This window comes from Bacillus sp. RC252 (genome assembly GCF_044909215.1).
Classification (GTDB): domain Bacteria; phylum Bacillota; class Bacilli; order Bacillales; family Bacillaceae_G; genus Bacillus_A; species Bacillus_A mycoides.
In genome coordinates this window covers 43,836-60,114 of sequence record NZ_JBIYDV010000002.1, presented here as the reverse complement: position 1 = coordinate 60,114, position 16,279 = coordinate 43,836, and the positions used below count along the sequence as shown (strand labels likewise).

Below are 16,279 nucleotides of genomic sequence, written 5' to 3'. Positions count from 1 at the left end.
CTGTTTTATATAAGAAATAATGAGGTAGTAAGAACAGAGATATTTGGGAGGAAACAAGCAAGATGAAAACATTATTTAAAATCATAGGAATTATAGCTGGTATGGCGGTAATCGGGGTAGGTGTAACATATGGTATGCTGTATTATCTGAATAATAGTAAACCAGCTGCGAAAAAGGCATCACCAGCCGCTCCGGCAGTAGAAGTGCTAGCTGATAGTAATGTAAAAGCCGAAGATGCAAAGATATTAGAAAATGGAAATTATTCATTGCCGAATAGTGGTTTTAATAAAAACTTCAAATGGACAGATGAGAACATACAGACAGCATTACATGAAATGGCACATCAAAAAGCGAAAGCTGATCAAAAATGGGGCTATATTTTTATTACACAAGAACGTATTGAAAGTTTACTTGAAATTATAAATAGTAATGATGTTGCACAAAAAAGTACATATGTGGATATTTTAGAACGATGGAAACAAGGAAAATATGAAAAGGTTGATGTGGACCACAACAAGATTTGGAAATTACAAAGTGGGAATTTAGGAGAAGGGAAAGGAGTAATGTCAGAAAAGGAGCAAAAAGAATTAATTAATCAAGTTTTTATACAAAAAGGTACATATTCAGGTAGTAAATTAATTGCAGGTGAGGTACAAGCTAATAAATAATATACATATTGATTTTGAAACACCTGTATTGTTATGAACACAAATGTTTTAACAAAAATGAGTAATTGCTTTTTAGAGCAGTTACTCATTTTTGTAATTACTCGCTTACTTTTCTATTCTCTCTAATAATGTAAGAAACGATTGCAAAACTGGGGATATCCATCTAGATTTATGATAGATTACGTGGCTTTGAATGACGGCTGGAGTTTCGATGGGCTGAAAACAGAGTTGTTCTTTTTGATTACTTTCTTGTACAACGATGTAAGGGAGAATAGAAATTCCTAACTCACACATAACGGATTGTTTAATGACTTCAACATTGGAAGTCTCAAATGTTTTATTAGGATTTCTTCCGCTTTGACGTAAAAAACGATCTACCATTGGTCTATAGCCACAGCTTTGTTCAGTAAATATAAATTGAGTATCTTGTAATAAAAGGAGTGGATCAGTGTTTGAAGGGAAATGAGCAGGGAAAATCCATCCAAATGTTTCATTACATAAATTGCACGTAATAAAATCATTATGCTCTATACTTTCTCCAATTATGAAGATAACATCGGTTTCTCCTTCATGTAATTTTTTCAATGCTTGCTCATTGGTATTTGTCTCAAGTACGATATTTACTTTCGGATTTTCCTGTTTGTAAGTACGTAATAATTGTGGTAACCGATACACTGCCAATGATTCATTAGATGTAATAGCCAATGTTCCTTCTAAATGGTCACTGTTTTGAGGGATTTCTTGCGCTTTATCATAAATAGTAAGTAATTCTAATGCATACGGATGAAATTGATGACCTGCTTTTGTAAGAAGTATTTTTTTTCCTAATCGATCGAATAGGGGAATGTTTAAATCGTTCTCTAATGCTTTAATATGGGCTGTCACAGTAGATTGCGCATAACCTAATGCATGAGCAGCTTTAGAAAAGCTACCATATTTAACAATGGCACAAAATGTTTTAACATGTCTCATTTCCATAAATGATACCTCTTTTATTATCATGATTTGTGAATGATTATATCATGTATTTCAATTTTTCGAATCATTAAATTTCTTTTAAAATTAAGTTGTGGAGAAATTTATTCAATTGAAATTGGAGGAGAAAAAATGAGTGAAAAGAGCTATCATGTAGCTGTAGTTGGAGCTACAGGCGCAGTAGGGCAAAAAATCATTGCATTGTTAGAGAGAGTAACGAAATTTAATATAGAAGAAATTACATTACTCTCGTCAAAACGATCTGCTGGTAAGATAGTACAATTTAAAGGACGAGAGATTAAAATACAAGAGGCAAAATCAACTAGTTTTGAAGGTGTAGACATTGCCTTTTTTAGCGCTGGGGGAGAAGTTTCTAGACAATATGTAAATCATGCAGTTTCTAGTGGTGCAATCGTAATTGACAACACAAGTGAATACCGAATGGCACACGATGTACCACTCGTCGTTCCAGAAGTAAATGCACATACTTTAAGGGAACATAAAAGGATCATTGCAATTCCGAATTGCTCAGCACTACAGATGGTAACAGCTCTTCAGCCAATTCGAAAATCATTTGGTTTAGAACGAATTATTGTTTCAACGTATCAAGCCGTATCAGGCTCAGGAATTCATGCGATTCATGAATTAAAAGAACAAGCTAAGTCAATGCTTACAGGTGAAGAAGTGAAGAGCACTATATTACCAGTGAAAAAAGATAAAAAACATTATCCAATTGCATTTAATGTATTGCCGCAAGTGGATATATTTACAGACAATGATTTCACATTCGAAGAAGTAAAGATGATTCAAGAGACGAAGAAAATTTTAGAAGATCCAAATCTGAAAATGGCAGCTACTTGCGTCAGAGTTCCAGTTGTATCGGGGCATTCTGAATCAGTTTATATTGAACTTGAAAAAGAAGCGACCGTTGCAGAAATTAAAGAAGTACTACTGAATGCACCAGGTGTTATTTTACAAGATAATCCTAGTGAACAAATTTATCCAACGCCATTATATGCAGAGGGTAAAAGAGATACATTTGTAGGTAGAATACGTAAAGATCCTGATACATCAAAAGGATTCCATCTTTGGATCGTTTCTGATAATTTATTAAAAGGTGCTGCTTGGAACTCAGTTCAAATCGCAGAGACATTGGTGGAAAATGGGATTATTTAGTATGGATTTATATAAATATTGAAAATAGAAGGATATTTGGGAAACCGTTAATTATAATGGTTTCCTGTTTTTTACTTAATGAGTATTTTCCTCTTACTTCAATTAAAATTTAATTTAAGTTAGTTTTTATAGTGTTTTTATAAATATCAACTTTATCTGCAGAGAATTTTAAAAATCTAGGCTCTCCGTTAATTGTGAGATTAATATTAAGTGATAAAGGCATTTCAACCTTTTTCACTACATCTTCTATAGCAATATACTCATCTTCTTTTTCGTTATAAAAACAATGGAACTAATTAATACCTCATTATTTTCAATATCAATACTACACATCATAGGGAATTTCTCATCAATATGTATTATTAATTCGCCAAGTACTATTGAACCGTTTAATTCTTCTGTAAAATTTATTGTTTCCACTGGTTTTACCCACGTTTCATCGCACTCTTCGTTTTCCTCTTCATCTATTGCCCATTCCCATATTGGGTTTTGTTTCAAGTCTTCAATAGTTAATTCGTCAACTGGTTTGCTTTTATTCATAAATACTTTCCTCTCTTATCATGATAAATGGATCATTAAAAAATATTCTTTCTTTAACTGAACAATATGGCCATTTGCATCCCTTTGATATTATTTTAACTAGTTTCGAAATACTGTACTCATCCTAATAACCTCTCGAATGCTTGTTCTTACAGTAATTTTAACAATGTTTTGAGTAGGTATCAAATAGTTATTAACTGACCCGATTGAAAAGAAAAAAGGATTGTTAATGTATGTGGAAAAGAGCGAAAAACATCAAGAATGAACAAAATGATTTTGGTATGATATGGATATATTCAATGTGAGGGGGAATTTAAGGTGTATCAAATAAAGGGGTATTTTTCGTCACTAAAAGGAACTCATTATGAAATTGGTAAGCAACAAGGGGAATTCGTAAAGAAACATCCGTATCTCATTCCACAATTTATACAGCAAGAAAATTTAATATCGGATAACCATTGGACAGAATCTAGAAATGTACTAAAACAATATTGTCCAGGAATTAATGAAGAAATTGAAGGCTTTTGTGAAGTGTTGAAAATCCCTTCAAGGAATATGATGTATTATTATCAGACACTATTAAAAGCAGGTTGTAGTCATTGTGCAGTATTACCTAAAAAAACTGATTTAAAGCATACATATGTACTAAGAAATTTTGATTTATCACCCAAAATAGATGATATGCGTTTTTGTTCGACGCATGTGGAAGGGGCATATGCACATAGTGGCTTTTCTACTCAATATTTTGGCCGAACAGAAGGGGTTAATGAACATGGGTTATCTATTACATTTTCAGCATGTGGTCAACCTGTAGGGAATATTGAAGGTTTAAGAAAACCGATGGTAAATGGTTTGCAATGTTTTGCGGTAATTCGAGTAATATTGGAGAAATGTAGAAATACGCAGGAAGCTACATCTTTAATAAAAGAAATGCCTATAGCAAGTAATATTAATATAATTGTAGCGGATCCTTTAAACGCAGCACATATTGAAATATTTGACGGGCATAAATCAATAACAACAATTAATGAGGAAAGCCAAGCTTTTATCGTATCAACAAACCATGCAGTTAGTTCACCTATTCAGAAATTAAATAATAGGAAATTAGAACAATCTACAAAAAGATATCACATTTTACATGAGCATTTAAATCGAAATGAGCAGGTGAGCATGGAATCTTTAAAAGGATTGGTAGAAGAAGAATATCCTATCGGGGTGACGGTGCATAATTATGAAGAGTGGTTTGGGACTTTACATTCTGTATTATTTGATTTACAGGATCGTACATTGAATATTTGCTTCGGATCGCCACTTTTAAACGAGTGGTACTCTTTGAAAGTTGGAGAAAGCCTTCCGTTTTCCGAAGTGAATGTGAACTTTAAAAATAAAAATTATGCTGACTTTTGGAGAGAAGAGAAAAATGAAATGACTCCTAAAGATTAAAAAGGAATAAGATGGTGAAATGAAGAGGCGGAAATAGACAGGAGGGATTGCCATTGCTACAAGCTATGTTACCAATTGTTCTAATCCTTTTTCTAGTCGCTTCGATGTATATAACATATCAAAAAAGAAAAAAAGCGGGGATAAAAGGATTAAAAAGTTCATTAACTTCTATTTGTTGCTTTTTAATTGTAATCTTAAATTTGTTTGCATATTGGCTTCATTTTGGTGGTATTTTTACTTGGCTAGTCTCAATCGTATTGTTGCTAGTGGGGGCGTATTTTACAAAATATATTCCAATCTCAAAAAAGGTGCACTAAAATTATATGAGTTTATATGTAATGTTTTATTTCAATGTGCTATAGATGCCTTTAAATCAATGCTTTTGAGCATTTCGATATGTGTTTGCAAACATTTTGCAAACACATATTAAAATATACTCTTCGCGAATGTTTTCGCTGCATCTTCTTGCATATTGGGTAAGACATGAGAATATACCCTTAAAGTTAAAGAGATATCAAATGCCAATGACAGAATTCATGAAGTTTGCAAAGTGCGAGAACGAAGATTTTTTTGACATCAAGCAGATGTACAGCGCGGAAAAAGCTTTCAAGAAAATGCAGAACCACGGAAATCTACATTTTGCTTACATGGGTATACGAGTAAATGTAGCTGGCAAGTGGGGTACGATCGTTGGAAACTAGAAAACTAATTTGTTCGATGGGGAAATAGAAGCGTACAACTGCCACCCTTATTGGGAAATTGCTTACTTCGATGAAGAAGGCAATGTGGTTCATAGCTGTCAAAAGGGAGAGTATGCGATATAAGTAAAAAAGGACGAGCAGTCGTACCTACTGTCCTTTATAGGAGAAAAATTATTCTGGACTAGAACTACGAATAACCAGAAAACGCGCTTTTAACCAGTGTTGTCAAAGATGTAATAATCTATGCAACAAAAAAGCTTAGTCGGAATTCAAAACACCAAAATGGCTTGCATTGGTAAACAGGCTCAAAAGTAGTATATGCAAAATGAAAAATTCCATACAAAAAGCAGACAACAATTTTGGTTGTCTGCCAGTGAGTCGAATGAGTTAGCTAATTGTGATAAATTGCTTTCCCATTACAAGAAGAGTGAAGCTGCTAGTTCAAACAGCTTGTAGGTAGTCTTTTCGATATTTTAAAAAATATACAGAGAAAGCAGATAAGTGACGAATCTACCTGCTTCTGCTGTAACAAAAGAAAGAAGTATTAGCCGTGGATACGGCGGCTTGAAAATAGTATGTATTGGTTTTGGAAAAATATTCAAGGAGTGAAGGGAAATGGAATGGGGACAAATTTGAGGGCTATTCACTCGAACAGCTTCGTACCCGTCACAGTCGTTATCCTATTGTGACGGGTATCTGACTTATATTATTGAGGGAACGGGACGGAAGGATGCCACGGTATTGTTGCAGGAATCCAGACGGACCTGCGCGCTTACCCCAGCATTCGCGTGCTGCGTCACGGCATTCAAGATAGCAGACTTTCTGCCAGATTTGACGGCTACGTTATAGTTCACGACTAGGGGACGAACTGGGTCCTGAGGAGGAAATCGATTGAGAAATGCTTGATGATAGGTTGTTCTTAACGTGACGTTCGCTGTCAACGTGATACCTTCTATAGTAATGCCAGTCAGCGTTGTCCCGTTAAATGAGGTGAGTTTGACTGTAAGCATGTAACGGTTTTGCATATTTATTTTTCCTTTATTATTAGACTTAATTTATTTTATGCTTGTCTAACAATTTAGTGTAGACACTTGCATCATAATAAATTGAAAGATATATAAGATTATATTTTGATAAGGCGTGGAGATTAAAAAAAGGCAGTTGAACAAAAACGTTATTTGAATAAAAGCTAGTGGACTAGTTTTTAACACTCACTGAAATTAATACTCATAATATACTTTGTAATAACTTATATGGAAGTGAGTTGAATACTAATGTTTTATTCATATTTTGATACCCGAGATGGAATGCGTCCGTATGGTACGGCGGGTATTACGTATAGTGGAGCGCAAAGTACAATTCAAGCTGTTCAACAAGCGTTACAAGCACAGCAGCAAATGCAACAAATACAGCAAGGCATACAACCGTACTATTCATCTATGGAGTATTATTATCCAATGCATCATATTACACCATACGGAATTTCTGTTTCAACAATTCCATATGGAACTGTATACAATTTATAAAAATATGCGAGGGAATAAATTTGAGTATTTATATAAGGGCGCAAGTACAGAGCGCCCTTATAAGAAATGATTCGTATCTGATGAATTAATATTCAATTAAATGTGTAATTAAGATTAATATAAAAATTTTATTTTGTATGTATTTGAAACACGAAAAGAGCACTTAATAAAGTGCTCTCATGACGAGATCATTCACTCAAAAGAAAGGAATACACCATATCATACGAAAATATTTTGAAATGCTCTTGGGCAAATTAATTATTATTTATAAAAAAAGCAGCTAGCAAAAGCTAACTGCTCGGATATGATGGGGATTAATGGAAGAACAGAGAAATATGATTAGTGTCTCTCTGTTTTTTATATTATTCGCAAATAAATCCGGTTGCTATACCAGTTGGAGCAACACCTACTGGGACCGTATCAATAACCGTATTTGTAGCAGTATTGATGACAGAAACAGTATTACTAGCTTGGTTTGTAACATAGGCGCGAGTGCCATCTGGTATGATAGTCACTTGGTCTGGTGATAGTGCAACCGGAATGGTATCGATGACGGTGTTTGTCAATGTACTTATTACAGATACATTATTACTTACTTTATTTACAACGTAAATACGAGCTCCATCCGGTGTAATAGCTATACCAACAGGTTCGGTACCTACGTTAATTGTATCAATAACGGAATTTGTAGCGGTGTTAATAACAGAAACAGTATTGCTGTTTTGATTTGTGACATAAGCACGAGTCCCATCTAGTGTGAAGACGATTATCCTAGGTCGAATACCGACATTAATGGTACCAACAACTGTGTTGGTAGCAGTAGCGATAACAGAAATTGTATTACTTAATTCGTTTGCAACATACGCAAAGGTCCCATTTGGAGAAACAGTAATTCCTTGCGGAGCGATTCCAACATTAATGGTACCAACAACTGTGTTGGTAGCAGCGTTAATAACAGAAACTGTATTATTACCATGATTTCCAACATAAACAGTTGTGTTATTTGGAGAAACAGCTACACCAATTGGATTAGTTCCAACAGGGATGGTAGCGATAACTGTATTAGTGGCAGTATCAATAAAGGAAACGGTATTAGAAAAAATATTAGTAACATAAGCACGAGTCCCATTTGGTGAAACTGTTACTTCGAGAGGTGCATTATCTACAGTGATTGTATCGACTACTGTATTTGTTCCGGTGTTAATTACAGATACTGTATCATCTGCAGGATCATCAATGGCTCCTGCGTTTGTAGCATAAACAAGGAAATTACATCCAGGTCCCGTCGGCCCAGTAGGCCCAGTAGGCCCAGTAGGTCCCGTCGGCCCAGTAGGCCCAGTAGGTCCCGTCGGCCCAGTAGGCCCAGTAGGTCCCGTCGGCCCAGTAGGCCCAGTAGGTCCCGTCGGTCCAGTTGGCCCCGGTGGGCAATCACAATCTCCCGATGGCCCAGTAGGTCCCGGTGGTCCTTCAGGCCCTTGAATACCTTGCACGCCTTGAGGTCCAGTAGGCCCTTCGGGCCCTTCAGTTCCTTGAATGCCCTGCACGCCTTGAGGTCCAGTGGGTCCTTCAGGTCCTGCAGGCCCTTCAGACCCTTGAATGCCTTGCACACCTTGAGGTCCAGTAGGTCCTGGTGGTCCTTGAATGCCTTGAATACCTTGCACACCTTGAGGTCCAGTAGGTCCAGTAGGCCCTTCAGGCCCTTCGGTTCCTTGAATGCCTTGCACGCCTTGAGGTCCAGTAGGCCCTTCAGGCCCTTCAGTTCCTTGAATACCTTGCACGCCTTGAGGTCCAGTAGGCCCTTCAGGTCCCGTAGGTCCCGTCGTTCCAGTAATGTTTAATAGTGAACTATTCAAGACTCCTTGTAAAATTAAGCTAAATGTCTGCTGCAACAAGGGGTCCGATATATTTGAACAACTAATAAGCGAAGACAAGTTTTGGAATAGAAATTGGAATAATGCTGAGATTTGAGTGAGAGATGCAGTAGGTAAGGAATTGATTAATTGGTTTATAGTTCGTAAAACTAAATTTCTATTTGGTGTATTTGGTTGTACTGCTATTAATAAATCATTTAATGCCTGTAATGCTATTTGGAGTATATGTCTAGTTGTAGGATTTGGTGTTGTGAAGAAAGAAAGAAAGAATAGCTTGGTTTAATTGGTTTATTATTTGCAATAATTCTTGTTGTTGAGAATTTGAGAAAAAAACAGGTGTACAACAATTACTTTGATTACAAGAGGATACAGAAATAAAGCAGGGGAGCTGAAACTTATCACACGAATTTGGTGAGTTGGACTTATTATTATATCTCATAAATAACTCCTCTAAAAAAATTTTAAATGTTAGGTATGTCTTGATAATCTATATTAGCAACTGAGTTTAAAGTATTTATGGTTATATGTTTAATATGAAATGTTCAGAAATGTTTCTTCTTTCAAAGTATATGTGAATAAAGTGAAGATGCTCTTATTTTACATGTAATCATAGGCATAGAAAATATTATGACATATGATTTTATTAATATGACGCGCATTCCATATAACGGGCATCTGATTTGAATTTTTTTCAGCCTCTTAATACATTTAAGAGACTGGATTGTTTAGTGGAAATAAAACTTAATAAAATAATCCTTTATAAGTAAGTAGATCGAACGGAGGGGAACCGTATCGTACAAATCAATTGTATTTTTTTGGAAATGTAGATGAAAAAGAGATGCGAAGACTTGTGATGAAGGAGCTGAAAAACTACAAAGCATTGTGCGTTCAGATGAAAAATCAAGAAGAACAGGCTCAAGCGGGGGCATCGTTCTTTTTTCTAAAATGAAAAGTGACGATAAGAATCATATAGAAGAGAGCAACCATGTCCATGTGATAAGGGGAAATATATTGAAATTATGAAGGTGTATGCAATAGAAGAAATATAAAAAAGTGCTAACATGTATGCGGAATAGACATAAAACATCGCTGATATGCCATTCATAAAAATAGATTTTTCTTAGCAGAAATCACTAATTATAAATACTTATAAAATTAGCTCTAATATAGCAGATATTGAAGCGAAGAAAAATAAAGATGGGATTGCTTATTGGAAATACGAAGATGACCAAACAAAATTATGGAATATACGACTATAGAACTAGAAAATGACGACATAAATCTAAATGTTATTGTTTAAATTCATATTTTATAATTTCCATTTATCCCGCTATTTGTGGGCAGTAAAATTCCCACCTCAAAATTCGACTGGAGCAAAGAAGTTAGGTGGGAGTCGGGCTAATAATCAGTGGGGGATGAACAAAACCCCCACTGATTAAAGTGTCACTTTATAAAAATGAGCCCATAGTAAAAACAACCTAAAAATAGGCATATGAACAAGGTGCATCCTCTAGTGATAGGTCATATTTTGTTGGTGTACGTATTGAACTTAGTTTATCCCGCTATTTGTGGGCAGTAAAACTCCCACCTCAAAATTCGACGAGCAAAGAAGTTAGGTGGGAGTCAGGCTACCTGTAAACGCCCTACTGGTGCGGGCTAATAATCAGTGGGGGATGAACACTCCCCACTGATTAAAGTGTCACTTTATAGCGCTATTTCTACTTAGATTTAACGAACAGAAATATAGGAAAGCATCGATGGGGTTGTAGTTTATAAACGGAGGTCATGAAAATGAATAAGTTTCAACAAGAACTACAAGCGTTAAGCCTTAATGATTATCAGTCTGGAAATATTGTGTATTGGGACCAGCAAAACCAATATCCATATTACTATATTACAGATGATGCTCGTCGCTGTGGCGGTTGTGGCGGTGGTCGTTGTGGTGGATTCCGTTGTTTTGGTTGCTTCGGTTGCTTTAGTTGTTTTGGTTGTGGTGGTTGCTCTAATTGCTCTAATTGTTTTGATGGTTTTAATGGTACTACTGTAACATTTGAATATTGATAAGAGACAAAAAGGAATCCATTTTGAAAAAAGATTAATCGAAACGGATTCCTACTTTGTGAAGCATTATATAATTTTTATAAAAGTGTGCTAACAAGTTTGCAAACGGACTTGCTAACACCTATACGAAATAGACATAAAATATCGCTGATGTGTAGCTTAATAATACGATAATAATTTAGCACTTATAATGAATAATAGGTTATTAGAAAAGAAACCATAAAATGTAATGTTTTATATCATTATAAAAAGAGATTATTCTAATAGATCGTTGTGTAACGGCTGCATAGGATAATCTCTTTTTATGCTTATTTTTGTAAAGAATGTACTGTTATTTTGAGTTGCTCAATAAATTTCCGGGTAGCAGCGCACATATATTTATCTCTTCTATAAATAAGTCCTATCTCTATTGTTGGAGTGGGTTTTTCAATTTTAATAGCTTGTATGTGCTCACTTTGCAAAAAGTCTATATACGGTTTTGGTAACACGGTAATCCCCATACCTTGTGCGACCATTTGAATTAAAGATTCCATTGTACTAATTTCTAAAATTGGCTTTGGTTTAAAGTTAAAGTTTTGGCAATGAGATGTAATTAGTTCTGTTAAATAGAAATTTTTAGGTAGAAGAATTAAAGGATAGTCCTGTAATTCATCAATAGATACATACTTACGTTCAGTTAAAGAATGGCTGGTTGGCACAACTAATGTAAGTTCACTTTTATATAGTGGGATAGAAACAATCTCTTTATCTTGCACCGGGAGAAATGTAATACCAATATCTAATTCATTTTGTAATAATTTTTCACGAATTTCTCCTGTACGAAGCCCCAACACAGAGAGTTCGATATTTGGGTATTGCTTATTGAAATCTAATATAGCTGGTGGTAGTAAATAATTTACTACGGTTAACAAAGATCCTATTGTTAAGGAACCATGATGTAATCCATTTAAATCTTGAATGGCAGAACGAGCTTGTTCGACTTCGTGAAAGATTGTTTTACTGTGCGATAATAAAACTCTTCCTGCTTCAGTTAAAGATATTTTTTTACCAATTCGATCGAAAAGTGGCATGCCTACTTCATGTTCTAATGCACGTATTTGTTGGCTTAGTGAAGGTTGTGAAATATTTAATTTCTCGGCTGCTTTTGTAAAATGTAATTCTTTCGAAACAGCTAAAAAGTATTCTAATTGTCGTAATTCGATTGAAATCACCTCAAGTTTAATCATAGGATATACCTATCATTATTATATAAATAATTGAATTGAACAATGGTTTTGTGGGATATATAATCACTTTATCAGAAATGGATTGATTAAAAAATTAGATGAGGTGAAGAAGAATTGTTGAAATCTAATGTATTACCGGGCAGTTATTCACAAGTACTTCAAAAAAGGTATGAGGAGGCTGTACCGAAAGGAATATATCATTTAACGCCTTTATATGTAAAAGAAGCAAGGGGAGCGATAATAACAGATGTAGATGGAAATCAGTTTATTGATTTTGCTGGTGGAATTGGTATGCAAAATGTTGGACATTGTCATCCGAAAGTTGTAAGAGCGGTACAAAAACAAGCAGAATCATTTATACATCCTTGTTTTCATGTAACTCCATATGAGAATTATATTACTTTAGCGGAGAAAATTAATGAGAAAGTGCCAGGTACAAGTAAGAAAAAAACGATGTTTGCCAATAGTGGTGCGGAAGCGATTGAAAATGCTGTAAAGATCGCACGTAAAGTAACAGGGCGGAGGAAAGTAATTTCGTTTGAACGAGGATTTCATGGGAGAACATTAATGACAATGTCTTTATCGACCAAAGAAAATCCATATAAAGCAGGATTTGGTCCGTTCGTTTCAGACATGCATATATTGCCGTATCCGTACTATTACAGAGCTGAAGAAGGAGTTTCTCCTGAAGAAGTGGATTCTCAAGTCATCTATCAGTTTGAAAAGTTTTTAGAAGAAGTATCACCTGAAAAAGTAGCAGCGATCGTAATGGAACCAGTACAAGGAGAGGGTGGGTTTATTGTTCCTTCCATTTCATTTGTAAAACGATTACGAGAAATTTGTAATCAATACGGTATTTTAATGATAATGGATGAAGTGCAAACTGGATTTGGCCGAACAGGGAAATGGTTTGCAACGGAACATTTTCATATAGAACCTGACATAATGACTTTGTCAAAATCAATTGCTGGCGGTTTACCATTAAGTGCTATTGTCGGTCGTGCGGAGTTGATGGACATTCCTGGGAGAGGACAAATTGGTGGAACTTTTGCCGGGAGTCCGTTATCATGTGCAGCCGGTCTTGCTGTATTTGAAATAATGGAAGAAGAAAATCTAGTTGAAAGGGCTCAGCAAATTGGAAATAGAATAATGTCACATCTACATCAAATGCAATTAAAGTACGAAATGATTGGTGATGTTCGTGGAATCGGTGCGATGGTTGCAATGGAACTTGTAACGAATCGCATAACGAAAGAACCTGCAAAAGAACTAACAGTAAAGCTAATTGAAGATTTTTGGAAGAATGGGCTTATAAGTATTGGAGCGGGGATATTTGATAATGTACTACGCTTTTTACCACCTCTAGTTATCTCAAACGAAGAAATAGATAGAGGATTTGAAATAATAAATGAGTCTTTTGAAAAGTTGTGCCGCAAGTAAGAGGAGGGATTTGAATGACTAAAGCATATGAAGTCCTATCTCTAAATATAGGACTGCCAAAAGAGGTTATGTATGGTGGGAAGTTAATTCAAACAGGGATAAATAAAAAGCAAGTAAAGGAACCTGTTTTTTTATCATTTTTAAAGCTTAATGGAGATGGACAGGCGGATTTAGTTCATCATGGAGGGGTAGATAAAGCGGTTTGTGTTTATACTGGTGATCACTATCCGTACTGGGAAAAAGAATTGAATCAGGAACTTGTATATGGGGCTTTCGGTGAAAATATAACAGTAAGCGGAATGCGTGAAGAAGATGTTTGTATTGGTGACACGTTTCAACTCGGAGAAGCGATTGTACAAGTAACGCAGCCAAGACAACCTTGTTTTAAATTAGCGAAGAAATATAATATTCCAAAGTTGCCATTATATTTTCAAGATACAGGATACACAGGTTTTTATTTTCGAGTATTAAAAGAAGGGTGGATATTACCGGTAGATACTTTAAAATTGTTGAAGCCTGATCCAAAAGGTGTGTCAATTTTGTTTGCGAATCGCATAATGCATAAAGAAAAACAAAACTCTGAAGGATTAAAAAGGATTTTAGAAGTAAATGCACTGTCTACTAGTTGGAGAAAGACGTTTGAAAAGCGAGTGAAGGGAGAAGAAATTAGTACGAAGGAGCGACTTGAGGGAACCAAAGAATAGGTGAATTATATTTGCATAAAATGGTGTATTTCTATTATCGGAAAGATAAGTAGGAAGCACCATTTGTTATATAATAAACATGATATTATTCAAAAATCTTAATACTAGTTTATTCGACTTGTTTTTTAATAATCAAAACATAAAATAAATTAAACCATTTTTAAAAGTTTTATGATACTATATTGATTTGAAAGGCCTATTTTTTGAGAGTAGGTCATATAAGTATATCTAAATTAATGGAATCGACGTATGGAGGGACAAAATGGGGAATGTTGAAAAAATGGCAAACTTGCTATTAGAAGAACCGAGAAGAGAACAGTTATTTCCTTTATTTGAAGAAGTGTTTGGGATTACGAGCCAAACATTGCAGGATTTTTCAGAGAAAGGGTATTGGGATTATACATATAAAGCATTATCATTTTTACAAGATGATAATGCGATTGCAAATGTTGCGGCATTTTCACTTCCGCTTTTAATTAATGGTGAAAAAATAAATGCAACGGGTATTCAATCAGTAATGACACATCCGAATTATCGTAGACGAGGATTAATGAAGCAATTGTTTAGTAAGATGATAGAGGAAATTGATGAGCAATGCGAGTGTGCGGTCTTGTTTACTGAAAATCCGGAACTATATAAACCATTTGGTTTTCAAATTGTGCAAGAATATTTGATGACAGTATCATACGAAAATAAAGGCTACAAAGATTCTCAACTTAAAAAGTTAGATTTTTATAATGAAGAGGATAGACAATTAATACATGAGATTATTGAAAATGGCCAAAGGCTTTCTAATAAATTTTCAACGTTAAATTACCGCTCTTCGTTTTATTTAAATATGTATGATTCAACATGGAATGAAAACCTTTATTATTCAGAGAAATTAGATGCGCTGATTGTTTTTACAGTAGAAAATCAAAAACTAAAATTATTTGGAGTATTTGCGCCGGTAATTCCGATTTTAGATGAATTATGTGAGGAAATCTCTGGGGAATTTACGGAGATTGAATTTTATTTCTATCCAGATCAATTAGGAATTGATGATGTACAATATACAGAATTACAGACTAGTAAGTATTTAATGGTTCGAAGTAATAAAGAATTAGATTTTAAAGGTTATAAATTCCCGGTATTAACTGAGTTTTAAATATTAATTTAAATGCTTTTTTATGGAGGAATTATGAAAACATCATATATACCAAATCATATTGAGCAACTTACTGTAATGAACGCACCTAAATTTTACAAACTTGAAGACAATGATACATTCATTGTCCATTCGAAAGAAGAAACAGATTTTTGGCTGAAAACCCATTATGGTTTTGAAGTAATGAATGGCCATGTATTTTATGATGAGATAATGACAGATTTTCAGGCTGAGGTTCAATTGCGCATGAATCCAAATGCGACATACGATCAAGCGGGTTTATTTGTTATGATTTCTGAGAAGTGTTGGTTAAAAACATCTTTAGAATATATTCCTGAGGGCCCATCACATTTAGGTGCTGTCGTAACGAATAATGGCTATTCTGATTGGTCAACGCAAGACTATCCAAATGAGTTTGCTAAGCAACAATTACGTTTTCGAATTATTCGAAAACTTGGCGATTATACAATATATGTGAAAACGAGTCAGCGATGGGAACAAATAAGAATCGCTCATTTGATGGAGGACATAGGTAATGAGCCTGTTAAAATTGGTTTTTATACGTGTAGTCCTTCTGAAAATAATGGATTCGAGACCGAGGTTTTCGATTTTAAAATTGAACAAATATAGATGGGAAAACCGCATTCTTACTAAATGAGAATGCGGTTTTTATTAAGTTAAAGAGTATTCACATCAACTGGCAGTGAAAATGCCTGGTAGATTAAAGTTCCATTTTATTGACTAAAAATGATTTAAAACTTATCATTTAATAATGTTAAATATTAATTTGCCTAATATAAT

The 16,279-nt window shown here is 34.7% G+C and carries 14 protein-coding genes and 2 pseudogenes; 10 read left to right on the top strand and 6 right to left on the bottom strand.

Features of this window, described 5'->3' with window-relative positions:
• Window positions 1-62: 62 nt before the first annotated feature.
• A complete protein-coding gene (locus tag ABH960_RS03290) occupies window positions 63-668 on the top strand; it encodes a PRK06770 family protein (protein ID WP_002127350.1) in 606 nt (201 codons plus the stop codon).
• A gap of 105 nt (window positions 669-773) precedes the next feature.
• Here ABH960_RS03290 and ABH960_RS03285 read toward each other — a convergent pair whose 3' ends face one another.
• Entirely contained in the window at window positions 774-1,646 is an 873-nt protein-coding gene (locus tag ABH960_RS03285) for a LysR family transcriptional regulator (RefSeq protein ID WP_002127351.1), read from the bottom strand.
• Window positions 1,647-1,775: 129 nt separating this feature from the next.
• Between ABH960_RS03285 and ABH960_RS03280 the strand changes: the two genes are divergently transcribed.
• Window positions 1,776-2,819, top strand: coding sequence for an aspartate-semialdehyde dehydrogenase (locus ABH960_RS03280; protein ID WP_404442738.1), 1,044 nt, complete (start codon window positions 1,776-1,778; stop codon window positions 2,817-2,819).
• Between the two features lie 109 nt (window positions 2,820-2,928).
• On the opposite strand, the gene ABH960_RS03275 is transcribed toward ABH960_RS03280, so the two are convergent.
• On the bottom strand, window positions 2,929-3,057 hold the full coding sequence (locus tag ABH960_RS03275) for a hypothetical protein (RefSeq protein WP_255220432.1): 129 nt from the start codon (window positions 3,055-3,057) through the stop codon (window positions 2,929-2,931).
• A gap of 8 nt (window positions 3,058-3,065) precedes the next feature.
• A complete protein-coding gene (locus tag ABH960_RS03270) occupies window positions 3,066-3,359 on the bottom strand; it encodes a hypothetical protein (protein WP_404442735.1) in 294 nt (97 codons plus the stop codon).
• A 318-nt stretch (window positions 3,360-3,677) separates the two neighbouring features.
• Between ABH960_RS03270 and ABH960_RS03265 the strand changes: the two genes are divergently transcribed.
• Together ABH960_RS03265 and ABH960_RS03260 are read left to right on the top strand one after the other, a co-directional pair.
• Window positions 3,678-4,802: a C45 family autoproteolytic acyltransferase/hydrolase gene (locus ABH960_RS03265; protein ID WP_404442732.1), complete on the top strand. Its 1,125-nt coding sequence runs from the start codon at window positions 3,678-3,680 to the stop codon at window positions 4,800-4,802.
• Between the two features lie 53 nt (window positions 4,803-4,855).
• Window positions 4,856-5,119, top strand: a complete 264-nt coding sequence (locus ABH960_RS03260; protein ID WP_404442729.1) for a hypothetical protein — start codon at window positions 4,856-4,858, stop codon at window positions 5,117-5,119.
• A 109-nt stretch (window positions 5,120-5,228) separates the two neighbouring features.
• On the opposite strand, the pseudogene ABH960_RS03255 reads toward ABH960_RS03260, so the two are convergent.
• Window positions 5,229-5,323, bottom strand: a pseudogene (locus tag ABH960_RS03255) (tyrosine-type recombinase/integrase); the annotation flags it as partial.
• A gap of 1,454 nt (window positions 5,324-6,777) precedes the next feature.
• On the opposite strand from ABH960_RS03255, the gene ABH960_RS03250 reads away from it, so the two are divergent.
• Entirely contained in the window at window positions 6,778-7,029 is a 252-nt protein-coding gene (locus ABH960_RS03250) for a DUF3947 family protein (RefSeq protein ID WP_404442726.1), read from the top strand.
• Between the two features lie 362 nt (window positions 7,030-7,391).
• Here ABH960_RS03250 and ABH960_RS03245 read toward each other — a convergent pair.
• A pseudogene (locus tag ABH960_RS03245) lies at window positions 7,392-9,339 on the bottom strand (YVTN family beta-propeller repeat protein).
• A gap of 1,352 nt (window positions 9,340-10,691) precedes the next feature.
• Between ABH960_RS03245 and ABH960_RS03240 the strand changes: the two are divergent.
• Window positions 10,692-10,961: a heterocycloanthracin/sonorensin family bacteriocin gene (locus ABH960_RS03240; RefSeq protein ID WP_404442723.1), complete on the top strand. Its 270-nt coding sequence runs from the start codon at window positions 10,692-10,694 to the stop codon at window positions 10,959-10,961.
• 308 nt (window positions 10,962-11,269) lie between these two features.
• Here the strand turns inward: ABH960_RS03240 and ABH960_RS03235 are convergent, their stop codons facing one another.
• Window positions 11,270-12,172: a LysR family transcriptional regulator gene (locus tag ABH960_RS03235; protein WP_404443316.1), complete on the bottom strand. Its 903-nt coding sequence runs from the start codon at window positions 12,170-12,172 to the stop codon at window positions 11,270-11,272.
• Between the two features lie 129 nt (window positions 12,173-12,301).
• Here ABH960_RS03235 and gabT point away from each other — a divergent pair, with 129 nt between their 5' ends.
• From gabT to ABH960_RS03215, 4 genes are all read left to right on the top strand, one after another.
• The gene (gene gabT, locus ABH960_RS03230; RefSeq protein ID WP_404442720.1) at window positions 12,302-13,627 is read left to right on the top strand and encodes a 4-aminobutyrate--2-oxoglutarate transaminase; all 1,326 of its coding nucleotides are present in this window, start codon (window positions 12,302-12,304) and stop codon (window positions 13,625-13,627) included.
• A gap of 14 nt (window positions 13,628-13,641) precedes the next feature.
• A complete protein-coding gene (locus ABH960_RS03225) occupies window positions 13,642-14,331 on the top strand; it encodes an MOSC domain-containing protein (RefSeq protein WP_078179071.1) in 690 nt (229 codons plus the stop codon).
• A gap of 262 nt (window positions 14,332-14,593) precedes the next feature.
• Window positions 14,594-15,478: a GNAT family N-acetyltransferase gene (locus ABH960_RS03220; RefSeq protein ID WP_078179104.1), complete on the top strand. Its 885-nt coding sequence runs from the start codon at window positions 14,594-14,596 to the stop codon at window positions 15,476-15,478.
• Window positions 15,479-15,511: 33 nt separating this feature from the next.
• On the top strand, window positions 15,512-16,108 hold the full coding sequence (locus ABH960_RS03215; protein WP_002127357.1) for a DUF1349 domain-containing protein: 597 nt from the start codon (window positions 15,512-15,514) through the stop codon (window positions 16,106-16,108).
• Window positions 16,109-16,279 lie beyond the last annotated feature (171 nt).

Bases quoted from the DNA above. Each gene is read 5' to 3' on its own strand.
- ABH960_RS03220 (WP_078179104.1), top strand. From the start codon at position 14,594: ATGGGGAATGTTGAAAAAATGGCAAACTTGCTATTAGAAGAACCGAGA.
- ABH960_RS03215 (WP_002127357.1), top strand. From the start codon at position 15,512: ATGAAAACATCATATATACCAAATCATATTGAGCAACTTACTGTAATG.
- ABH960_RS03280 (WP_404442738.1), top strand. From the start codon at position 1,776: ATGAGTGAAAAGAGCTATCATGTAGCTGTAGTTGGAGCTACAGGCGCA.
- ABH960_RS03290 (WP_002127350.1), top strand. From the start codon at position 63: ATGAAAACATTATTTAAAATCATAGGAATTATAGCTGGTATGGCGGTA.
- ABH960_RS03225 (WP_078179071.1), top strand. From the start codon at position 13,642: ATGACTAAAGCATATGAAGTCCTATCTCTAAATATAGGACTGCCAAAA.
- ABH960_RS03250 (WP_404442726.1), top strand. From the start codon at position 6,778: ATGTTTTATTCATATTTTGATACCCGAGATGGAATGCGTCCGTATGGT.
- ABH960_RS03285 (WP_002127351.1), bottom strand. From the start codon at position 1,646: ATGGAAATGAGACATGTTAAAACATTTTGTGCCATTGTTAAATATGGT.
- ABH960_RS03240 (WP_404442723.1), top strand. From the start codon at position 10,692: ATGAATAAGTTTCAACAAGAACTACAAGCGTTAAGCCTTAATGATTAT.
- ABH960_RS03270 (WP_404442735.1), bottom strand. From the start codon at position 3,359: ATGAATAAAAGCAAACCAGTTGACGAATTAACTATTGAAGACTTGAAA.